Consider the following 20,972-nt stretch of genomic DNA (forward strand, 5'->3'; position numbering starts at 1 on the left):
AAAATAAATAATAATTTTCAATATTATTTATCATCTTCGCAAAAATTATACTTATCAAGTTTTCTATATAGTGTAGCAAGTGAGATTTTCAATTCCTCTGCTACTTTACTTTTATCATGTTTGTAATCTTCCAGTACAAAGTAGCTTTCTAATATTTTTCTTTCATATTGGGAAATCATTTGTTCTAGACTTAAACCTGTATTTTCAGGCCCTGCTGATTGCTTTAGATAATCAGGTAAATCATGAAAACCAATTACAGGTGACTCAGCCATATTAACCATATACTCAATTGCATTTTCTAATTGCCTAATGTTTCCTGGCCAGGAGTATTGTATTAACCATTTTGCTAAATCGGCATTTAAGGTCATAATTTCTTTATTTAAGAGCTTACAATGCTTATGGATGAAATAGTTACAGAATAATTCAATGTCTGACTGTCTATCCCGAAGAGGCATTGTATACAAAGGAATAACATTTAATCGATAATATAAGTCTTCTCTAAAGCTACCATCCTGTAACATCGATTCTAAATTTCGATGAGTTGCTGCAATAACTCTAACATCGATTGGAATTGATTTTTTTCCACCAATTCTTTCAATTTTTCTTTCTTGTAATACTCTTAATAATTTTGGCTGTAATGAAAGTGGCATATCTCCAATTTCATCTAAGAAAATTGTACCCCCATCTGCTAGCTCAAATTTCCCCTTACTACCTTCCTTTTTTGAACCCGTAAAAGATCCACCTTCATAACCAAACAATTCACTCTCAAGCAATGTTTCTGGTATTGCTGCACAGTTTATTGCAACAAATTGTTTACTATTTCTAAAACTTTCATTATGAATTGCACGAGCAATCAACTCTTTTCCGGTTCCACTTTCTCCTCTAATTAAAACTGTAGAAGGACTATTGCTAACTTTTTTTGCTTTATTAATTAGATTTATAAGGCCATTGTCATTACCAATAATACTTCTAAAATTAATAGTCTCATTATCTATTAGCCGATTTTGATTTGGTAATTGCAGGGCTCTTAATTTTTTCTCCATTTCGATACTAAAATTAAATAATTTTTGGAGGTAAAATTCAGTATTCATCTTCACTTCTTCTTTATGTTCATTAGAAAAACCTATTATACTAATAACACCAATCGCTTTATGTTGATTATTTAATATTGGATAGGTAATTGACCCATATCCAACACAACTATCATTAAAGCTACAATTACTACAACCTAATTCACTTTTCTTTGAATCATAAACTATATAAGGTTCTAAGCTTTTAAGGACTTTTTGAACTAATGAATTTTTCCCTCCACTACCAAAGCGGTTCTTATAGCGACCTGTGCCACTTATGATTTCTCCATTTTCATCATGTACAATAACATCAAAATTGAGCAAATTTGAATAATCTTCTATAATGGAGTCTATTCCAAATTCATTTCTGATTTCTAGTTCAAATGATTTTACAAAATCAATTAAATTTGAGAATCTTTCTAACCTCATTACTCAGCACCCCTTAGCATATATATAAATAAGTATTTTAAAATACTATATCTGTGATAAGGCTTGTTGTAAATCATTTATAATGTCTTCTGAATCCTCCAATCCAGTAGACAAACGAATTAACCCATCAGTAATATTACATTTTAACCTTTCTTCACGTGGCATCGAGGCGTGAGTCATAGATGCAGGATGTTGAATTAGAGTTTCAGGATCACCTAAACTAAATGAAATAATTATCATCTTTAAAGAATTAATAAATTTTTTTGCAGCTTGATACCCTCCTTTTACTTCAAAAGATACTATCCCCCCCATTTCCTTCATTTGGATTTTTGCTAAATTGTATTGGGGATGGGATTTTAAACCGGGATAAATTACTTTCTCCACTGAGGAATGCTTTTCTAGATATTGAGCAATGTGCAATGCACTTTTACAATGTTGATTCATTCTTATGCTCAACGACTTTAAGCCCCTATCAATGAGAAACGCATCCCATGCATTGAGTACTTGTCCCAAATCACCAACCATATTTTTTTGCATCATCATAATAGAATCTCTATCTCCAATAATAAAGCCAGCAATTACATCTCCATGTCCATTTAAGTACTTTGTAGCACTGTGCACAACTATGTCTGCACCTAAATCTAATGGTCTTTGTAAATATGGCGTCATAAAGGTATTATCTATTATGACTTTAAGATCATAAGAATGGGCTAAATTTGCTAACTCACGGATGTCTAAAATTGTGAGACATGGATTTGAAGGTGATTCAATGTAAAGTACTTTAGTATTGCTGTTAATAGCTTTTTCAACTTCTTGTAAGTTTGAACAGTCAACAAAGTCTGTAGTAATTCCATATTTACTTGCAAAGGAAGTCAAAAATTTATAACTTCCACCATATACGTCTTTTGTACAAATAACATGATCACCGTTTTCAAGAAAAGCTAACAACGCACTTGATATAGCAGCCATCCCACTACTAACACCTAAAGCTGCTTCTCCATTTTCTAACATTGCAATCTTTTTCTCTAATTCTTGTGATGTTGGGTTACCATATCTTCCATAATAAGTCCCATTAATTTCACCTGAAACAGTCCCTATCGCAGTATCAATATCAGGAAATGAGTAACCTACTGCAGGAATTACTTTTGTAACTATTGGTCCTACTTTTTTTTCTAGTATATCTTGACCATGAATCAACTTTGTACTATCTTTCCAATTCATTTCCAATCTCCTTTTTTTCAACAAATGTATTTTCTGTATTTAATTTATGAATGTCGTAGATTTATTACTATAAGGAACTAAATACAATCCTATTTTCTCAAGTTTGAAAAAATAATTATCATTAGATAACAAAACTTTGCAAAGTAATGTCACTATCTTTGTTACTCAATATTTCTAATTTCTTAACTTGTGCAATCACTTCAATTTCAACTAGTACATCTTTAGGAAGGCGAGCCACTTCTACGCAGGAGCGTGATGGTTTATGAGTAGAAAAGTATTCAGCATACACTTTATTGAAAGTTGCAAAGTCATCCATATTCTTAATAAAAACCGTTGTTTTTATTACTGTTTCTAATGATGCCCCAGCTTCCTTCAAAACAGCCATCAAATTTTTAAAAACTTGATGTGTTTGTTCCTTTATGCCACCCTGGTGTATATCACCTTCAAAAGTTAAAGGAATTTGACCAGAACTATAAAATAAATCATTCACAACAATACCTTGAGAATACGGCCCAATTGCTGCAGGTGCATTTTTCGTTTGTATTATTCGCATATTTATCCTCCTGTTATAATTTTCAAACAATATTAGTATTATTATTAATCTCCAAAGATATAAACTGTTTTAAAAGCTGTTCAAAATGTTTCAAAGCATTCTCAATAGGCTCAGGCTTTGATAAATCAACGCCTACATTTTTTAATAAGTCTAGCGGATTATCTGAACTTCCGCTCTTTAAAAAATCTATATAATTTATTAAAGTAGTTTCATCTCCGCTTAATATCCTTCCTGCTATATGGATAGCTGCTGCAAACCCGGTTGCATATTTATAGACATAAAATGGTCGATAAAAATGTGGAATTCTTGCCCAACCGTATTGTACTTCTTCATCAAATTCAATTTCATTCCCAAAATATTCTCGGAATAACGATTCATAAATTTCACAAAATACTTTTTCATTTAAAGGTTTACCTTCCTCACTATATTCATGAGTGATTTTTTCAAATTCCGCAAACATAACTTGGGTGAAAAAGGTACTTTTATATTGATCGATAAAGTGATTAATGAGATATTTCCTTACTTCCAAACTTGTTTCGTTCTCAAGTAGATAATGTATTAACAATACCTCATTCACTGTTGACGCAACTTCTGCAACAAAAATACTATAATATGCAGAGATCCGTGGCTGGAACTCATTTGAGTACCAAGAATGCATTGCATGGCCTAATTCATGAATCAGTGTAAACATACTATTCAAATCATTGTGATGATTTAATAATACAAATGGATGAACTCCATAAACTCCCAAATTGTATGCTCCTGGTTTCTTTCCGGGTACTTCTCGAACGTCAATATAACGGCAATCCTTAAAATTTTTCAAAATACTTACATAATCTTCTCCTAGAACTTCTAATGCCTTTAAAACAGTTTCATAAGCCCTATCATATGAAATGTTTAATTTCACTCCTTCAACAAGGGGTGCAGATAGGTCATATTGTCTTAGGTCTTCCAAACCCAACTTTTGCTTTCGTATTGACATGTACTGATGTAGTGGTGCGATATTCGATTTTGTTGCCAAAATCAAATTTTCATAAACCTCTTTAGGTATCAAATCCATATATAAACTTTTTTCTAAAGCAGACGGATAATTTCTTAAACGAGCAATTGTTACATTATTTTTTATACTTGCTGAAAGAGTAGAAGCAATAGAATTTTTCAACTGCAAATAAGGTTTATAGTATGCTTTGTATGCTTCTCTTCTTTTATTTCTGTCTTCATCATCGATCATTTGGGAATACATGCCACGCGAAAGCTCCACTTTTTGACCATTCTCATCTGTTATCTTTCCAAACTTTATATCAGCATTACTTATCATGTTATAAATATTAGCTGGACTTGATAAGGCATCACCCAGATTAGATAAGATTTCCTCTTTTTCTTTACTTAATATATGTTTTTTAAAGCGGATGGAATCATAAAGATCTTTTTCAAAATAATTCAACCTAGCATCTTGATTTATAAACTCTTTTATAGTGCACTCTTCAAATGTAAGCAAAAGAGGCTTGAAAAATGAGGTAGCTGAACTAAACTTAACAGATAACTGCTTTGCTTGATCAAGCAACGATTGTGCATAAACATCACGTGTGTCAATATCTGCTTGGAGCATGCTGTATGCAAATACAAGATTTAATTTACTTAATACTTCTTCTGCTAAAGACATATATTGATAAAGAGACTCGCCATTATGGATTTTGCCATCAAACTTAGGCAATTTTTTAATCATATCTTCTATCCAGCGATAATCGTTATCCCAGTCTTCCTTTGTATGATAGATATCTTGGAAGCACCACTTCTCTTGCTCGGGGACTTCATTCCTGTTTTTATATGTTACTGACATTTTATCAAACCCCTCTTTTTTAATATATTTCAGTGAGTTCCTCAAATACTAATCAATATTCATTTACCATTACCACCTTTCATTTATTTAATATGCAAAAACCATGCCACTTTTAAAATATTTACAAAATCCATATAAGTTAACCAAAGAAACTAAATATGAAGCTTCTAAATATGTATTCCCAGTCTTAATTTTCTCACTATAGACAATTGAAAAAGGTTGTTTAGAGGAAAAGGGGGAAAAAAATACAAACAACTTCCCTACCACATTCTCATTATTGAAATATATTTTGCAATAATGAAAACACACATTTATTTGTTTTCAAACTCTAAGTGAATAAAAATAAATTAGAATATTTCAAACGGAGAAGATAGATAAAAATATCATAATGAAGTTACTAATAGAAGGTAGTACTATATATTTTACTAAGAAAGACAATAAATTCCTATTAACTCTATTTGTATAGGAAATAATATATCAATTAAAATACATAATATATTTTATAAACTAAGTTGGATATATCCTATCTTTAAATAAATTTATTTGAACTAATCATTTTCTATACTCAATATAAATAAAATAAAACCCAGCAGCATTAATGCAAACTGGGTTTTACTTAGTAAATAATATTGTTTTAGATTATTTAAGAGCCTTAACTGCATTTATAAATTCTTCTGCTCTTGGGGAAGCACTAGCATTTATTCCGAATGGTCCATGAACTTCAAACATAATTATGCTATTGGATTGAGCCAGTGTTACATACCCATCTTTCTTCGCACTATTATATTCCTTTTGAAGAGTTTGATCCATATTATTTAAATCATACCAATAAATCTCAACGTTTTCATCCATATATTTAATCGCATCTGAGCCAATCCCACCAACTTTACTAATCTTTGCACCTTCTTTTACTAAATCTAGTTTTACGAAATAATCATTTAAATCATCAAGAGTCATTTCTGCAAGAGGCTTAGATTGTTTTTCACTATCAGCTGATTCAGAATCCTTTGTTGTTTTATCAGTAGAACTATCTTCTGTTGTGGGTACTGTATCAGTCTTAGGACTTTCAGTTTCAGTTTGTTCACTGCACGCCGCAAGAATCAGAAATAATCCAAATGCTAAAAATAGTATATTACTTTTTTTCCCAACTTTCATAATATTCCTCCTCATTATCTCCTCGTAACAATTAATTAATAATAGTGCTGAGAGATTTTTTCTTTTAACTGTTCAGTATTCATTAATCCTACGACTCTTTCAATTACTTCTCCATCCTTTATAAAAAGAAGTGTAGGGACAGCCATAACACCATATTGCTCACCTAAATTGGGATATTGAGTAGTATTAATTTTAATAATTTTAATAAATGGTAACTCGTTATTAATTTCATCTAAATTTATTGCAAGAAATTTACAAGGATTACACGTTTCTGAATAAAAATCTATTATTCCAAAGCCCTCTTGTTTTAATTCTTTTAAATTTTCAGTATTTGCTTCATAAATAGTCATTCCATGTTCCCTCCGTCTTTTTGTTTTGTTACAAGAAAATAGATTATTATAAATAAAATATTAGATGTACTTTAACATTACAAATGTAAAGGTAATGAAAAATCGAATAATTGAGTTTGTTCATTAATTTTATTTTCATTACCTACAACACATAAAGGTTGTTTTCCTTCCATAGCTTTGAACACTTTGCTTAGGGATCTTAAATCTTCAACTGTTGTTTTTAATATCTCTTCCCTAACTTTAGCTCGCATTTCATAGGTATTATTAATAAAGTAGTTAGTATCTGCTCTTTCTCCCTTTAATCTAGCATTCATTGGTTTATCTAAATCTGCTATAGTACCAATAATATATCTTTGCAATTCTGCTTTTGTTAAGTCTAAATTTTCCACGAAACTGCTTGTTTTGTTAAAAATCTCTAATGTTTCAACCAAATTTGGATCCCGATAAGAATAGAAGTTTAAATTACCATTAATAGAGATGTTTATCCCACCTCCATAAGCACCTCCTTTAACTCTTAAATTCTTCCATAAGTAAGTCAAATTCAATATCTTTGCAAGTACCAACATGTGTCCAGAATATTCAAAACCAGCTTCTTTAAAATTCCCCCCTTGAACCACATGTACAACTGAATTACTATTTGTATACGCTTCTTTGCTTATTTTTTCCTTTAAATATAAAGGAACTGTTTTGCGAATATTACCTGCTGGAAGGTCTAATTTACTTAAAGAATTAGAAAATACTGTCATAACACTTGTATCACCTGTTAATCCCACAACTAGATTGCTTTTAGAAAACAAATTAATTGCTATTTCTTTCAACTTTTCTACCATTGATTCATAACGCTGTTCAAATTCATTTTCAAGTTTAATAAGGAACTGATAAAAAGTAATACCGCTCAAATTTTCATTTAAATATCCTGCAGCCGATAAATTACTGTTAATCCGCAGAGATGCAAATATATTTCCATTATTATTTAATTGATTTTTCATATTACTTACCATATTTCCGATAAGTTCCTTAACTTTACTCTTATCCTCGAAAGATGTTTCCGTTAGGATATGATGAACGAGTTTTAATGACTTGGTAATATTTTCATATGTCGTTCTTATTTTTACAGCTACTTTATGGTGACAACTTTCAATAGTCTCTGAATATAGATGGTTATCTATTGCTAGTTTTCCGATTTTCAATGTTATTTCACTTGCTAAATTATCACTAGTATATTTTGAGGTTCCTAATTTCCCTAATAATTCAGTAAACAATCTATAGTAAGATAGATCTTCCTTTACTTCCCCGACATTAAAGTATAGATTGTAGTAAACTACCTTTTTGGTTTGATGGTTATGGAACAATAGATTGAATCCATTGTTTCTGATTTCCTTCAACGGCAAATGAAGAGGTTGCGGATTAATCTCTGTTATTAGTAAATTAGGAAGAGTCGCCTTTGCCTCATTACTATCAGCAGTAGATTGAAACTTACTCAATTTAGCGTTTTCCTCAATTATTGATTCTATATCATCTCTGTCTACACTATTTTTGATCATCTCAAGCTTTTGTTGTTCATCTTCAATTTCTTCTTTCGCAATTTGCTTTGATGGACTGCACACTATAACTGCAGAGTGTTTACTATTTAATAAGTGTTCTTCAATAAAGTTTTCAAAATACCTTTCACTTACACTTAATTTTAGTTCTTCTATTGAATTTTCATATTTAAATGAATCAAAAAGCGATTTCTGAGCAATCCAATTTGATGCAGCCTTAATTCCATAAGTTAGCCCTGATGGAAATACTCCGTAGTCTGCCTCCCTTAGTTCAAATTCAGTTGAGATAAGAGCTGATTCAATTAATTCTTTATCAATCCCATCCTTCACCAATTCTTGTAAGGTTTCCTGTACCACTTTAATAAAATTTTCTTTATTTTTTACTTCACTGTTGCTTGCACAAATTGCAAAAAGTGGGTGTTTTAAAGAATAGTCAACATAGCCAATAACATCTTTCCCTAATTTTTCTTCCAATAATCTTTTTCTTAAAATCCCTGAGTTTCCTTCTAAGAGTAATTTATATAAAACAATTAATGTTACATTTAATTTTTTATCATCTAGATCCTTAACCTTATAAGCATAAGATAGGAATGTACTCTCTTCTTCTATTTGCTTTTCAGAAATCGGGTACGCACTTTTAATCTCAATAAATTCTCCAACCTGAAAATCATCTTGCTCTGGAGGGATAACTTCTCTATGCTCAAATTTGCTAAGTACTTCATCTATTTGTTGTAATCCCTCCTCAATATTCACATCACCATAAAGGTAAACTAGACAATTTGAGGGGTGATAATATTTTTGATGCGCCTCTAATAGTTTTTCATAGGTTAAACTAGTAATATGTTGCGGATCCCCTCCTGAAACAGTAGCGTACGGTGTAAACGGATATAATGCTTTAAACATTGAATGTATCAAGCGTTGCTGAGGTGAAGACAAAGTTCCTTTCATTTCATTATAGACAATGCCTTTGTAAATAAACTCTTTCTTATCTTCCCTATATGCTAAATGCCAACCCTCCTGTTGGAAAATCTCCTTTTGTTCATACAGTCTTGGGAAAAATACTGCATCCAAAATAACATCGATTAAATTGGATAAGTCCTTTGAATTAACACTTGCTAAAGAATATAAAGTTTTATCTGGATAGGTAGAAGCGTTTAAGTATGTTTTCATGGAGCCTTTCATTAATTCAACCATAGGCTCCTTAACTGGGTATTTCTTTGAACCACTTAATACGCAATGCTCCAGAATATGAAAAACACCTGTATCATTTTCTGCGGGAGTTTTAAATCCAATTGAAAATGCTTTATGTTCATCTTCATTTCTTACATAAACCAAATTTGCACCTGTTTTAATATGTTTCATTAGAAAAACAGTACCACTAATTTCTTGTATTTTTTCTTTTTTATCTACTTTAAATCCGTGATAAAGTTCATTTACTTCCATTATAATCCTCCAGTTAATAGTTAGAAATTTACAAAGAAAAACAATTGTGAATTTTAAATAGTAAGGCTACCCGCTTTATTTTTATGCAATTTAACAAAGCCATTGTAATAATTATTTGTTTCACATAAATCATTATGTTTTCCTTCTGCAACAACTTTTCCATTTTCAAGAATAACTATGTTGTCTGTACCTTGAATAGATTTTAAATTATGTGCAATTTTAATGATTGTTTTTCCTTTCATTAAATGCTCAAGCGCATCGTTAATGTATGTTTCAGATTTAGCATCTAAATTACTTGTTGCCTCATCTAATAACAAGTATTCTGGATTTAGAATTAGTGCTCTCGCAATCGCAATTCTTTGTTTTTGGCCACCAGAAAGCCTACCTCCAGCTTCCCCTACTTCAGAATCATAACCATCTGGGAATTTTTGAATAAATTCATAAGCATTTGCAAGCTTTGCTGCTCTGTTAAGCTCTTCCTCTGAAACCTCTCTTCTAACACCATAGAGAATATTGTCTCTAATAGTACCTGAAAGAATTGGACTGTTCTGAGATACATACACCATCATTCTTCTCCATTCATCTAGATGAATCTGGCTCACATCATGTGATCCAAAGTTGATTGATCCACCATTAGGCTCATAGTACCTAGCAATAAGGTTAAAAATAGTAGATTTACCAGTTCCGTTTTTCCCTAATATAGCTGTAACCTTACCTCTTGGAATAGTAAAACTGACATCTTCCAATATTAGTTGATCATTATAACCAAAAGATACATTTTCAAAAGTAATATCTTCTTTTAATGATCCAATCGATAGCTTCCTTTTAACTTCTTCTTCCTCTACTTCCAGTAACTTCGCTATATTTGCTGTAGCACCTTGAGCGCCTTTCACTGTCTGAAATTGCGTTAATAGTTCATATAACCCAGGGAGCATAATTAAAGATAAATTTTTAAATGTAACCAAATCGTTAGTCTCAAAAGTCCCATTTCTAACATAAAAGGCACCTAAAACAAAAATAATAATCATAGAGAGGGTGGTAATAAGGCTCCCTACTATTGTTTGAACAGTTCCCATAAACGTTTTATATAAATCAGCTTTGTATCTTGTTTTTATTGCTTTGATACCTTTGACCATCTCTTCATCTTCTGTGGCTTGTGCTTTTACATATTTCATGTTGATTAGATGTTCAGAAAAGTAATTTGTCATTACACCATAAGTATGGAAAAACTTAAATTGAATTTTAAATTGAATGCGCCCAACAAACCAAAATATGAAAAGTGTCAATGGTATCATCAATGCATATGTCTTTGTCAGAGTAGGGTTTAATAAATACATACCAAATAATGCACCCAGAAAACTGTAAAAGGAAGCAAAAATACGAGTTAGAATACTTGTTACACTACTTGCAGCAGTTGCATCATTAGTGACCCTAGAAACCAAACCGCCAGACTTTTCCTCTTGGATCACACGCATTTTTGTTCTCAGTATTTTAGTTAATAAAACAGACCTTAAGCGTTTATTTACTTTCTGATCGGCAAAAAGGGTAGCTCCTTCTTGCACTATCGTCATTAAAATAGTAAGGAGCGTCAGACCTATAAATACATAAAGTGCATTATCTTCGAAAAATTTACCTATTTGAATTTTTGTTTGAATTTGAGCTAGTTTTAGAGATATCCAAGCTAAAATTAAACCAGATAAAAATGATACAATATATAATATCCAAGGTATTTTTATCTTTTTAAAAATCTTAAGAAAGAGCTTCCACTCCATTTTTGCTGCTTCTTTGGAATTTTTCATTTACTCACTCCTCTCAATGCATATCTGTGATCTCACGATAAAACTCATTTTTTTCTATTAATTTTTCATGCGTACTCACAGATGTAATTTTACCGTTCTCTAAAACAATTATTTCATCGGCGATTAGCATAGAGTTTGGATCGTGGGTAACCATAATGACAGTTCTTCCCTTCATTAGATTTTTCAGGCCACTTAAAACCTCCTCTGCAGCATTGGCATCTAAATTAGCAGTTGCTTCATCTAGTAATAGATACTTTGGATCTTTCAGAATTGCTCTAGATATTGCTATTCGTTGCTTTTGACCACCAGAAAGTTTATTACCCATTTCGCCTACCTCAGTATCAAAACCATTTTTAAACTTTAATATAAATTCGTATGCATTTCCAAGCCTTGCTGCAGCAATTAATTCATCTTCATCTACAACTCGGTTAATTCCATAAAGAATGTTTTCTCGTATGGTTCCTGACATGACTCCACTATTCTGAGAAACATATGTAATGGATTGGCGATATTCTTTCAGATTATAATTCATAATATTTTGGTTTCCAATTTCAATATCTCCCTCCACTGGTAGATAAAAACGATCGATTAAATTCAGAATGGTCGTTTTTCCACAACCACTCAATCCAACCAATGCAGTAACATTTCCTGCCTTAAATCTGCATGAGACATTTTCTAATACTTGCTGTTCTCCAAATTTAAAGGAAACATTATTAAGTACAATATCCCCTTCCATTTTCCCAACACTTTTACTTGAATAATATTCTTCCTCCACGTGCTCCATTAGACGGCTAATTCTATCAGTTACACCTTGTGCACTTTTTATTTCCTTCCACGTTCCAGCTTTGGAATTAACAATATTAACCAAATTACCAACATAGAGAAAATAAGCTGTCCACATTGTTGTTGTAATATCACCATCATTTAATAGAGCTATTCCTACAACTACTATTAACACTGTTTGAATTAAGTTAATTAAAGAAAATGCAGGAATAAAGAACATACCTACCACACCACTAGATATATTGGCTTTATACAACTTTCTAATAGCGTCTTTCCCACGCTCAGTTTCTTTTTCTTCATTAGCAAAGGATTTAATTAACGGTACATTTGATACTAATTCTGCAAGTACTTGCGTTAATCTGGATACTCTATATTGTTCTCTATTATTAGTTTTATAAAGTAATCTTCCAAAAATATAGCTGACTAAGATAAGGACAGGAATAAATACAAAAATTGAATACATCAATTTTACGTCGTAACTGGCCAACTGTTTAGCTGTTTCATAGAATAAATAAAGCGTTGTAATTTCTCCAATCAAAGTTCCCACAACTAATCTACTAACAACTTCAGTATCTGTGGTAATACGGCTTACCATGTCCCTCGGCTTACTTTTATCAAAAAAGCCTACGGGTAAATGGAGCATCTTCCCCCATATCATTGTTCTTAAATTCATATCGATTTTTGCCTCTGCAATACCTTTTGGAATTCCAGATAATTGGCCAATCAAAGTTGAGGCAACGGTTGCGAATACTAATGATACAACAAGACTCACACTCACGTTCCCATTAAATAATTCAGCAGTATAAGAAGGGGCTTTAATCCCGATTTTTATAGCAATGATACCAGTGATGATATAAATCCCAATCCATAAATATGGTAGTTTGGATTTCCATATAAGTTTTATGAATCTTTTCCATACTCCTTTATTAGGATTTTCTTCTCTCCTTTTAGAATTTACTTTTCTCTCTTTTCTAGTTTTAATTTTTGGCACCCCATTCTCCCCATTCATTCCATTATGAATTCTTCTCAGGCTGACTTCGCTTTTTGTTTCTTTCCTACTTATCTAGCCGTTTTAGATAGTAAAAGAACTACGGAACTACTTTCTTAAGAGTAGATTAAACATTCAGAATATTATGGTTGCTAGATATCGTTTTTGAATCTATTTATTAAAACACTCCTTTCACTAATTAAATATTGCAATATCTATGCCAAGTTTATTAATAGAGATTTAAAATTCTAAAGTTTCAGTTAAAAATGGTCCCTTTTTTATTTTTTTCATTATTGTTTATTACTAGATTGTTAAATAATGATTGTCTAAATTCTCACGAATGAAAAGTAGAATTATCATTAGTGAGAATTGACCTTTATTTATGTTATTGAAACGAATTTAATTGTTGGCACTACCATCACATCAAACTTATCACCTCTATTAGGAAAATGAATAATATTTATTTTAGAAGTAGTAATATAAGGGGGATCTACCATTTAAATTATGTGCCAATGTTTTACAAGGGCCACATGTGTCAGACTAAAAATCTACCAGAACAAATCCTTCACCTATTAATTTCTAAACATTAATATTCTCATCATATTTTGTCATGAACCATTTAGATATTATTTTATTATTGTTTATTTTAATATATTTCTATAAGAAAATGATTCTTTAACCAAATTGGTGATTTTTTCTTGAGCAAAAGCTGAATACGAGTAAACTAGATAATTAAAAAATGGAAGCAGTTTTTTTCGATCACTCATTGAATAATTCTTATAATAATCTTTAAATTCAAAAGATTGCTCATAAGTGGATTCATCCAAGTTGAAATTATCTTCACTAGCCAAAAAGAATCCTATTAAAGCTCGTTTAAGCATGATTGGATATCTCTCATTCTTATATACCTCCTCAAATTTCTCTAATGACGGCATACCAATTCTTTGCCCTATTTCATTATCTGTCATCTCCTCTAGAACCATGCCCTCTTCTAAACTAAGAAATCTCATTTTTGACAAATCGCCTTCAAATAATAAATTTACATCATTTTCAGAAATTATGAATTCAGATTCTTCTCTTACCTTAGAAAGAAATTCAGAAGCAACTTCAAATGCTTTCTCATTTACCATTGTATAAAATAGATTTGTTTTGTAATCTTCTACAGTTACGACTTTATCTATACATTCTAATTTTATTAGATCATTAGTTAATTCAGGTAGAATCTTTCTCTTAATTTCTGTTATGGTAACTTCTATTTCATCTCCATTAAAATTAATCATATATTTTTTAGTCGGAATAAAATTTATAAGTAATTCTTCAAAACCTTTATCGAATAACCCAGTACCCACTACAACAGGTAAATTTTCCTTATTAAATTTTGTATTAGTACTTTTTAATTTGAGGTTTACAAGATCTCCTACTTTTACACCATCATTTGTTTTCTTATACTCGGAATGCTTATTGAGTAGTTTACTTATTGAATTAATAATTTGGTTTTCTATTTCAACCATTTGATCTGATATATCCAAATTATCAATTTTTCTAAGACCGTTTATTTTTATAGCTTTTGATTTAAACATAATATTCACTCCTATAATTTTTTTCCTTACAATGTTTTAAAAAACATTAGAAAGACCTCAATTATTTCTATTAACACGATTGAAGCCTGCAATGATAACACCAAATATTGGGCATCTTAGCGAAAATTTTCAATACTATCTCCTTTCTTTTAAATTAAATGCAATAATCATGCCAAAACACAATCATTTTTTCATTATGAATAAAATCATTGATTTTTTTAAACGTTTCTTAATCTTAAATTATTTTAAAGTGGTTCTTTTTCTTAAATTTGAAAGAATAATTATCATTTTTGAGAAGTGAAAATATAAAAAAATGATTATAAAAAGGACTTACCTTTCCTATACTCACAATTACGAATAGCCGTTTATCCGAAAAGAAGTCAGATAAACAGCTATTTTGCACTCTTCACTTGGGAATTTATCGACCAAGGTATGTAAACGTTTATTATCTCTGGCTGCCATGGAACTGTAAATGTGGCAGCTCTTCATTACCGTCACTACGTATTGATAAAAGTTGAAACAATTCGTTTAGCTGTTTCAGCCTAACTTAAACAGAGCACATTCGCACCAGGTACTTTACTAAAAAATCCAATTCTTTAGAACTGATTATATCTGGGCGAATCGCAATTTCAGATGAATTATTACCCTCAATTAGACCATTGATCAGAAAAGTTTTAAAATCGAAGCAATACTATTTAATGGGTTCAACAGCTTTAGGTAAAAAAATTGGCTATAAATTTCTTTGATTTTCGGTGTTTAATCGGTGAAAGATGCTTAAACGGAGGTTCTAAGTGATACAATTAAAAGTTAACCAAAGAAATCCAAACCATTTTGTACAATACAGTGTTTTATCCCTTAGGAACTAATTCTTTTAAAGAGTCTTTTTAGAGTGAAAATGGATTAAATAAGAAGTTTGTGGGAAGGTTATTGAAAATGTACGGTCACCATCAACTTTATCGGAACAGGTTATCCCAAAAACGAAGATTTTGTGTACGGTGTTAAACCTTAAGTTGATAGGCATGTTGCAAAATTCCTCATAGAATAAAGATATAAGAGTTAATCAATTAATTTAATCAACATATCATGGTACGAATTACTAAATTTTTTGCTGTTTCCGTATTATCAACTTCTAGAAATATATTTGAGTTTACATTATTACTTATGAATAGCCGATGAATCATAAGCTAATCCATGGTTCCATAATCAAAAAAGGTAAGAGGATGTTTACTTACTTGTTCTATTGTTACTATAAAAGCATGATCTCACAAAAAGAATGATAGAATTATTATTAACGAATTGATGATGTGTTTCAGTTAGTACAATACAAAAGTCAACTTCTTTATTAATGACCTTGGTTAAATGTCATTAGAATGGCCCGTTATAGGTTTTTATTCTGAAATCCTAAAATTTAGATTTAAAAGTAGGTAAAATTTTAGGGAGAATATTGTTTGAAATTGACATAGTACTGATTTTAACTTCTCAAATTATAGGCTCTACATTTTTGCGTCTGGCTCTGTAATTGTAGTTACTTTTAGTGTGTCTATATTTTTTAAGGTTTCTTGTTTGTATTTAGGGTAATATATACAGGAAATTTAATTAATACTGTATCATCACGTAACTTTATTCAAGATGTGCTTTTGCAAACAGGATATAATAACCAATACTCATTCACATTTGATATTCTTCCTTATTTTACTTTTCCAAAACACCATATAGTGTTTTACCAGTCAAACTTCACCACAATTTTCCCCTTAACTCTTCCATTCATAACTTTTTCAACCGCAGTATTAATTTCTTTATCAGAATATACTTTTTGTATTATTACTTTTAATTGCTCCTCTTCTATAAACTTTGAAATAACTTCAAGTTCTTTACGGTTGGATAAAGTAAGAAACGAATGGAAAGAAACCTTGTGTTTTTGAGCTTTTTTTCTCATGCTATATGTGGCTACTTTTAAAAAGAACTGTGTTAATTTTCCTCTACCTGAAGCGACAGCATAGGAGGGGGTTGGTAAATAATTTATTGTTGCTATTTTTCCACCTTTTTTTACAATATTAAAAGAAAGCCTAAGATCATCACCTCCCTGCATATCTAAAACAGCATCTACATCCGACAAAACTTCATAAAATTTTTCGGTTTTGTAATCAATAAATTCAATATCTCCAAAATCCTTCAAAAAGCGCGTGCCATCTTTGCTAGCAGTTGTATACACTTTAGCTTGCACCATTAAAGCCAGCTGAATGGCAACATGTCCTACTCCACCAGCACCTCCTGTTATTAAAATTGACTGTTTTTTTTGTAACTGAATCCAGTCAAACAGTCCCTGATAAGCCGTTAAAGCTACTAGAGGAACTGCAGCTGCCTCCGTTAAAGTAAGATTACTAGGTATTTTTGCGATGTCATTTTCTCCCACAAGTACAAATTCTTGAAACGATCCGGGTGTATCATCTGGAGAACCCGATATTGGAATTCGTCCATAAACCTTATCTCCTACACTAAATTCATGTATTTCTGATCCCACGGATTCAATAATTCCCGAAAAATCATGCCCCAATGTTAACGGCATTTTATATCGAAGTATTACTTTTGCAGTTCCTTTTCGAATTTTATAATCAACCGGATTTATACTGGCAGCATGTACACGAACAATGATTTTATCTTTTTGAATTTTTGGCTTGCTTATTTCATTCATTACTAACGGCTCGTATTCTCCGTATTTGTTTATTTGATATGCCTTCACTTCATTCTCTTCCTCTCAACAAACATTTTACTAACTTTTTGTCTAGTACTTTTATTCATATTATTCAGCTATAAACTCTAATAAATATTATCATTCTTAAACATCGTGAGTTTTTCCTTGGAATCACATTTGATTTCAAAATTCTCTTTAATAATTTGAGACTATTACTATTAACTGATGGATGTAGAAAAATTTAAGCTAAAAATTTATCCCTTTTCAATAATTGTTTTTTTATGTGTAAATTCATCAAAACTGTTTTTTCCATGGTAGTGTCCAATACCAGATTGACCTACTCCACAAAGAGATACTTCTGTTAGAAATTTTGCTTTTAATGATTCATCTTCTGAAAACAAGTATAAAGCCAATGATTTTTCTCTTTTTTACTTCTTCTTGAAATTTTTCGCCCTCATATGAAATTATGGGAAGTAATTGCCCGAAAATTTCTACTTTCATTAATACATCATCCCATTCAACATCGCCAATTACAGGTTGTTTATCATAAAAAACCTTCATATTATGGCTTTGCTTTCATTTTTATATCACATACGTCAAAAGTAACTCCAAGTATGTGCTACTACACTTCAGAATAGTTTTATTGATTCATAGCATTGATTAAAAGATTAGCAACTGCTTTTACAGAAAAAGGATTTTGTCCTGTGATTATTCTTCCGTCTTGAATAGCGAATTCACTATAAGCTCTTTTCTTGTTGAAATAAGCCCCTCTTTCTTGAGCAACTTTTTCACTAAAATAAGGAACTTTATTTTTTTTACCCGCCAAACATTCCTCTGTAGTTGTAAATCCAGTTATATTTTTTCCCTTTATTAAATAGTTACCTGAATCATCTTTCAGCTCTAGAAGCCCTGCAATACCATGACAAACCGTAGCAATATATCCTCCGGAATTGTAGATTTTCATTGCGATTTTTTGAAGATTTTCATCTTTAGGAAAGTCCCACATAACCCCATGACCGCCTGTGTAGTAGATGGATTTATACTCTTCAGAACATATTTGATTTGGATTTAAAGAATTAGATAATGCTCTTTTTCTAAAATCTTCCGAATCATATATACTAAAGTCACTATCATTAGCATACTTCATACTTCTTGGATCTAATGGAACAAAACCACCTTTTGGACTGACATAATCTACTGTATATCCTGCTTTTAGAACTTCTTCAACAAATTCTGTGGCCTCACCAAGCCACAAACCAGTAGCCTCGTTATAATTTTCGTAATGTGTAGTATTGGTTAAAACTACTAATATTTTTTTCATTTTTCCTCCCGATACATCGAATAATTTCCCAAATTGAAATTGTTATATTTAACAATTATTTTCATCACTTCATAATAATTCACAATGAGTTTCCAACATAAAAATAAGTTGTTTCATTTGATCTACGGGTCTTTTTAGCGTAATAAAATAAATGTGTTCCGTACCTTTTTTTCGAAATGAAACAACACCGCATTGCTTTAGCAATTTTAAATGATGAGAAACCGTTGGACGTGATAACTCGATTTCTTCTGTAATATCGGTTACAGACATCCCTTCGACTTTTTTTTCAGCTAACAATAGTATTATCATTTGCCTATTCTCATCATTCAACACATTAAATATAGGCGATAACTGTCTAAAAAGAGACATGTTTTCTTGTGTTTTCATATCATTCATAAGATTTCACTCTTTCTTTCATTTTTATCGTAATAAATGTTTAAACTTTTAAACATTTGAACGTATTGTATTTCATAAAAATTGTAATGTCAATTGAAAAAGATTCAATAATATTTATTGTTGATGGAAAATTAATGTACTGTGATAAAAAAAGGACATCCTCACCAGCAGGTATAGTCTGTCCAGAATAAAGCAGAAATCAATTATAAGTGATACGAAATAGATAATTTAAAATGTGTTATATGGAACGGTTTATAAATCTGATTCTTTTTGCACTAGAACCCGATGAGGCGATGCCCCCTTAAGAGATAACAATTACAAAGAAGTTGTTGAGGATTTTAATCCACACTACTATCACCGATTCAAACTGTCCAACCATTTTAAGTGTTTAAAAAAACAAATCCAGTAACAATGCTAATCCAAAAGCAATCAAAGATAAAAGCGTTTCCATAACAGTCCATGTTTTAAAGGTTTCTTTTACACTTAAACCTAAATATTCTTTCACCATCCAAAAACCGGAATCGTTCACATGTGAGAATATAAGGGATCCTGCTCCGGTCGCAATGACGAGCAACTATCTATTAACGCCAGTCATATTTTCAACAATGGGAGCAACGATTCCAGATGCAGTCGTTAAGGCAACGGTTGCTGACCCAGTGGCCGCCCGTATAAAGGCAGCTACCAAAAAAGCTAGAATTATAGGTGAAACATACAAGTTACTTGATAAATTGGCTATGGCATTCCCTACTCCACTATCGATGAGAATTTGCTTGTATCCGCCACCAGCACCCATGATCAGTAGAATGGTCGCTAACGGCATTAAACATTCTTCAGATAATTTACTAATTTTCTTTTTGGTCATCCCTTGATGAAATCCTAGTGTAAAGAAGGAGACAAAGACAGAAATTAATAATGCTATTAAAGGATTACCAAGGGCCTTCATTATACTCTGAATGTTTTCCCCAAGCGGAAATGCGTTACTTACAACTGATAAAATCATGATTAGAACAGGAAGTAGGACTGTGAAGAGAGAAACTCTAAAACTAGGGAGCTTTTCATATGTTATTTCAGTAACAAATAGAGTTGGTGTTCCCATAGGTTTCACTCGTTTATCTATCCATTTGCCGAAGATTGGACCCGCAATCACGGCTGTTGGAAGCGCAATTATTATAGAATATAATAGTAATTTACCTGTGTCGACATGGTAGGCTGAAACGGCAAGCATCACCCCCGGATGCGGAGGTACGAGACCGTGTACGATTGACAAGCCCGCAAGTACTGGAAGACTGACAAACAAAATCGATTGTTTAGAACTCTTCGAAATTGCAATTACCAATGGCAATAAGATAACAAGTCCAACCTCAAAGAAAACAGGGATACCAATAATAAAGCCCGAGAAAAGCATGGCCCAATGAATATTTTTGACTCCGAGTTTTCTTATAAGGCTATTGGCTATTTGATACCCTCCCCCAGAATCCGAAAGCATTTTCCCGAGAATCGTACCAAGTCCAATAATTCCGGCTAGGTTTCCTAGCACAGCTCCCACTCCAGATTCATATGAAGTAATCAACTGGTTTATTTCCAAACCTGAAAATATTCCAAGAAATAGACTGGCAACCAGCAAACTGATAAATGGATGCCATTTAAACAAAGATACACCTATTATAATGACCCCTATTGATAAAACCGTAAGTACAAGTAAGAAACTATCAGACATAACTTCACCCTTTGCTTGATTTATATGTACAACCTTTTAAATGAGTACAATTTCTCCTCACTGACTTGTACATCAGGAGGAGAAATAATGAAAA

The 20,972-nt window shown here is 31.6% G+C and carries 15 protein-coding genes and 1 pseudogene; all 16 read right to left on the reverse strand.

Annotated features, from left to right (window positions below; genetic code table 11):
• Positions 1-23: 23 nt before the first annotated feature.
• On the reverse strand, positions 24-1,499 hold the full coding sequence (locus ACEVFT_RS13850) for a sigma-54 interaction domain-containing protein (RefSeq protein WP_393950390.1): 1,476 nt from the start codon (positions 1,497-1,499) through the stop codon (positions 24-26).
• A 45-nt stretch (positions 1,500-1,544) separates the two neighbouring features.
• Positions 1,545-2,720: a trans-sulfuration enzyme family protein gene (locus ACEVFT_RS13855; RefSeq protein WP_393950392.1), complete on the reverse strand. Its 1,176-nt coding sequence runs from the start codon at positions 2,718-2,720 to the stop codon at positions 1,545-1,547.
• A 121-nt stretch (positions 2,721-2,841) separates the two neighbouring features.
• Positions 2,842-3,273 carry a RidA family protein gene (locus tag ACEVFT_RS13860; RefSeq protein WP_393950394.1) on the reverse strand — a complete coding sequence of 144 codons (432 nt, stop codon included), beginning with the start codon at positions 3,271-3,273 and terminating at the stop codon, positions 2,842-2,844.
• Positions 3,274-3,295: 22 nt separating this feature from the next.
• On the reverse strand, positions 3,296-5,113 hold the full coding sequence (pepF, locus tag ACEVFT_RS13865) for an oligoendopeptidase F (RefSeq protein ID WP_393950396.1): 1,818 nt from the start codon (positions 5,111-5,113) through the stop codon (positions 3,296-3,298).
• A gap of 639 nt (positions 5,114-5,752) precedes the next feature.
• A complete protein-coding gene (locus tag ACEVFT_RS13870) occupies positions 5,753-6,268 on the reverse strand; it encodes a hypothetical protein (RefSeq protein WP_393950398.1) in 516 nt (171 codons plus the stop codon).
• A 35-nt stretch (positions 6,269-6,303) separates the two neighbouring features.
• Entirely contained in the window at positions 6,304-6,618 is a 315-nt protein-coding gene (locus ACEVFT_RS13875; protein ID WP_393950400.1) for a thioredoxin family protein, read from the reverse strand.
• 77 nt (positions 6,619-6,695) lie between these two features.
• Positions 6,696-9,602, reverse strand: a complete 2,907-nt coding sequence (locus tag ACEVFT_RS13880; RefSeq protein WP_393950402.1) for an insulinase family protein — start codon at positions 9,600-9,602, stop codon at positions 6,696-6,698.
• 53 nt (positions 9,603-9,655) lie between these two features.
• The gene (locus ACEVFT_RS13885) at positions 9,656-11,401 is read right to left on the reverse strand and encodes an ABC transporter ATP-binding protein (protein ID WP_393950404.1); all 1,746 of its coding nucleotides are present in this window, start codon (positions 11,399-11,401) and stop codon (positions 9,656-9,658) included.
• A 13-nt stretch (positions 11,402-11,414) separates the two neighbouring features.
• A complete protein-coding gene (locus ACEVFT_RS13890) occupies positions 11,415-13,175 on the reverse strand; it encodes an ABC transporter ATP-binding protein (RefSeq protein WP_393950405.1) in 1,761 nt (586 codons plus the stop codon).
• A gap of 638 nt (positions 13,176-13,813) precedes the next feature.
• Complete coding sequence (locus ACEVFT_RS13895; protein ID WP_393950407.1) at positions 13,814-14,752, reverse strand: trigger factor; 939 nt, start codon at positions 14,750-14,752, stop codon at positions 13,814-13,816.
• A 1,493-nt stretch (positions 14,753-16,245) separates the two neighbouring features.
• The gene (locus ACEVFT_RS24765; protein WP_483869623.1) at positions 16,246-16,344 is read right to left on the reverse strand and encodes a cysteine-rich KTR domain-containing protein; all 99 of its coding nucleotides are present in this window, start codon (positions 16,342-16,344) and stop codon (positions 16,246-16,248) included.
• A gap of 128 nt (positions 16,345-16,472) precedes the next feature.
• Positions 16,473-17,492, reverse strand: a complete 1,020-nt coding sequence (locus tag ACEVFT_RS13900) for an NADP-dependent oxidoreductase (RefSeq protein WP_393950408.1) — start codon at positions 17,490-17,492, stop codon at positions 16,473-16,475.
• Positions 17,493-17,698: 206 nt separating this feature from the next.
• Entirely contained in the window at positions 17,699-17,857 is a 159-nt protein-coding gene (locus ACEVFT_RS13905) for a hypothetical protein (protein ID WP_393950410.1), read from the reverse strand.
• 227 nt (positions 17,858-18,084) lie between these two features.
• The gene (locus ACEVFT_RS13910) at positions 18,085-18,765 is read right to left on the reverse strand and encodes a type 1 glutamine amidotransferase domain-containing protein (RefSeq protein ID WP_393950411.1); all 681 of its coding nucleotides are present in this window, start codon (positions 18,763-18,765) and stop codon (positions 18,085-18,087) included.
• 69 nt (positions 18,766-18,834) lie between these two features.
• Complete coding sequence (locus ACEVFT_RS13915) at positions 18,835-19,152, reverse strand: ArsR/SmtB family transcription factor (RefSeq protein WP_393950413.1); 318 nt, start codon at positions 19,150-19,152, stop codon at positions 18,835-18,837.
• Between the two features lie 397 nt (positions 19,153-19,549).
• A pseudogene (locus ACEVFT_RS13920) lies at positions 19,550-20,878 on the reverse strand (GntT/GntP/DsdX family permease).
• Positions 20,879-20,972 lie beyond the last annotated feature (94 nt).

Origin of the sequence: Lysinibacillus sp. PWR01 (assembly GCF_043359455.1) — a bacterium.
In the GTDB taxonomy this organism is placed as follows: domain Bacteria; phylum Bacillota; class Bacilli; order Bacillales_A; family Planococcaceae; genus Lysinibacillus; species Lysinibacillus fusiformis_F.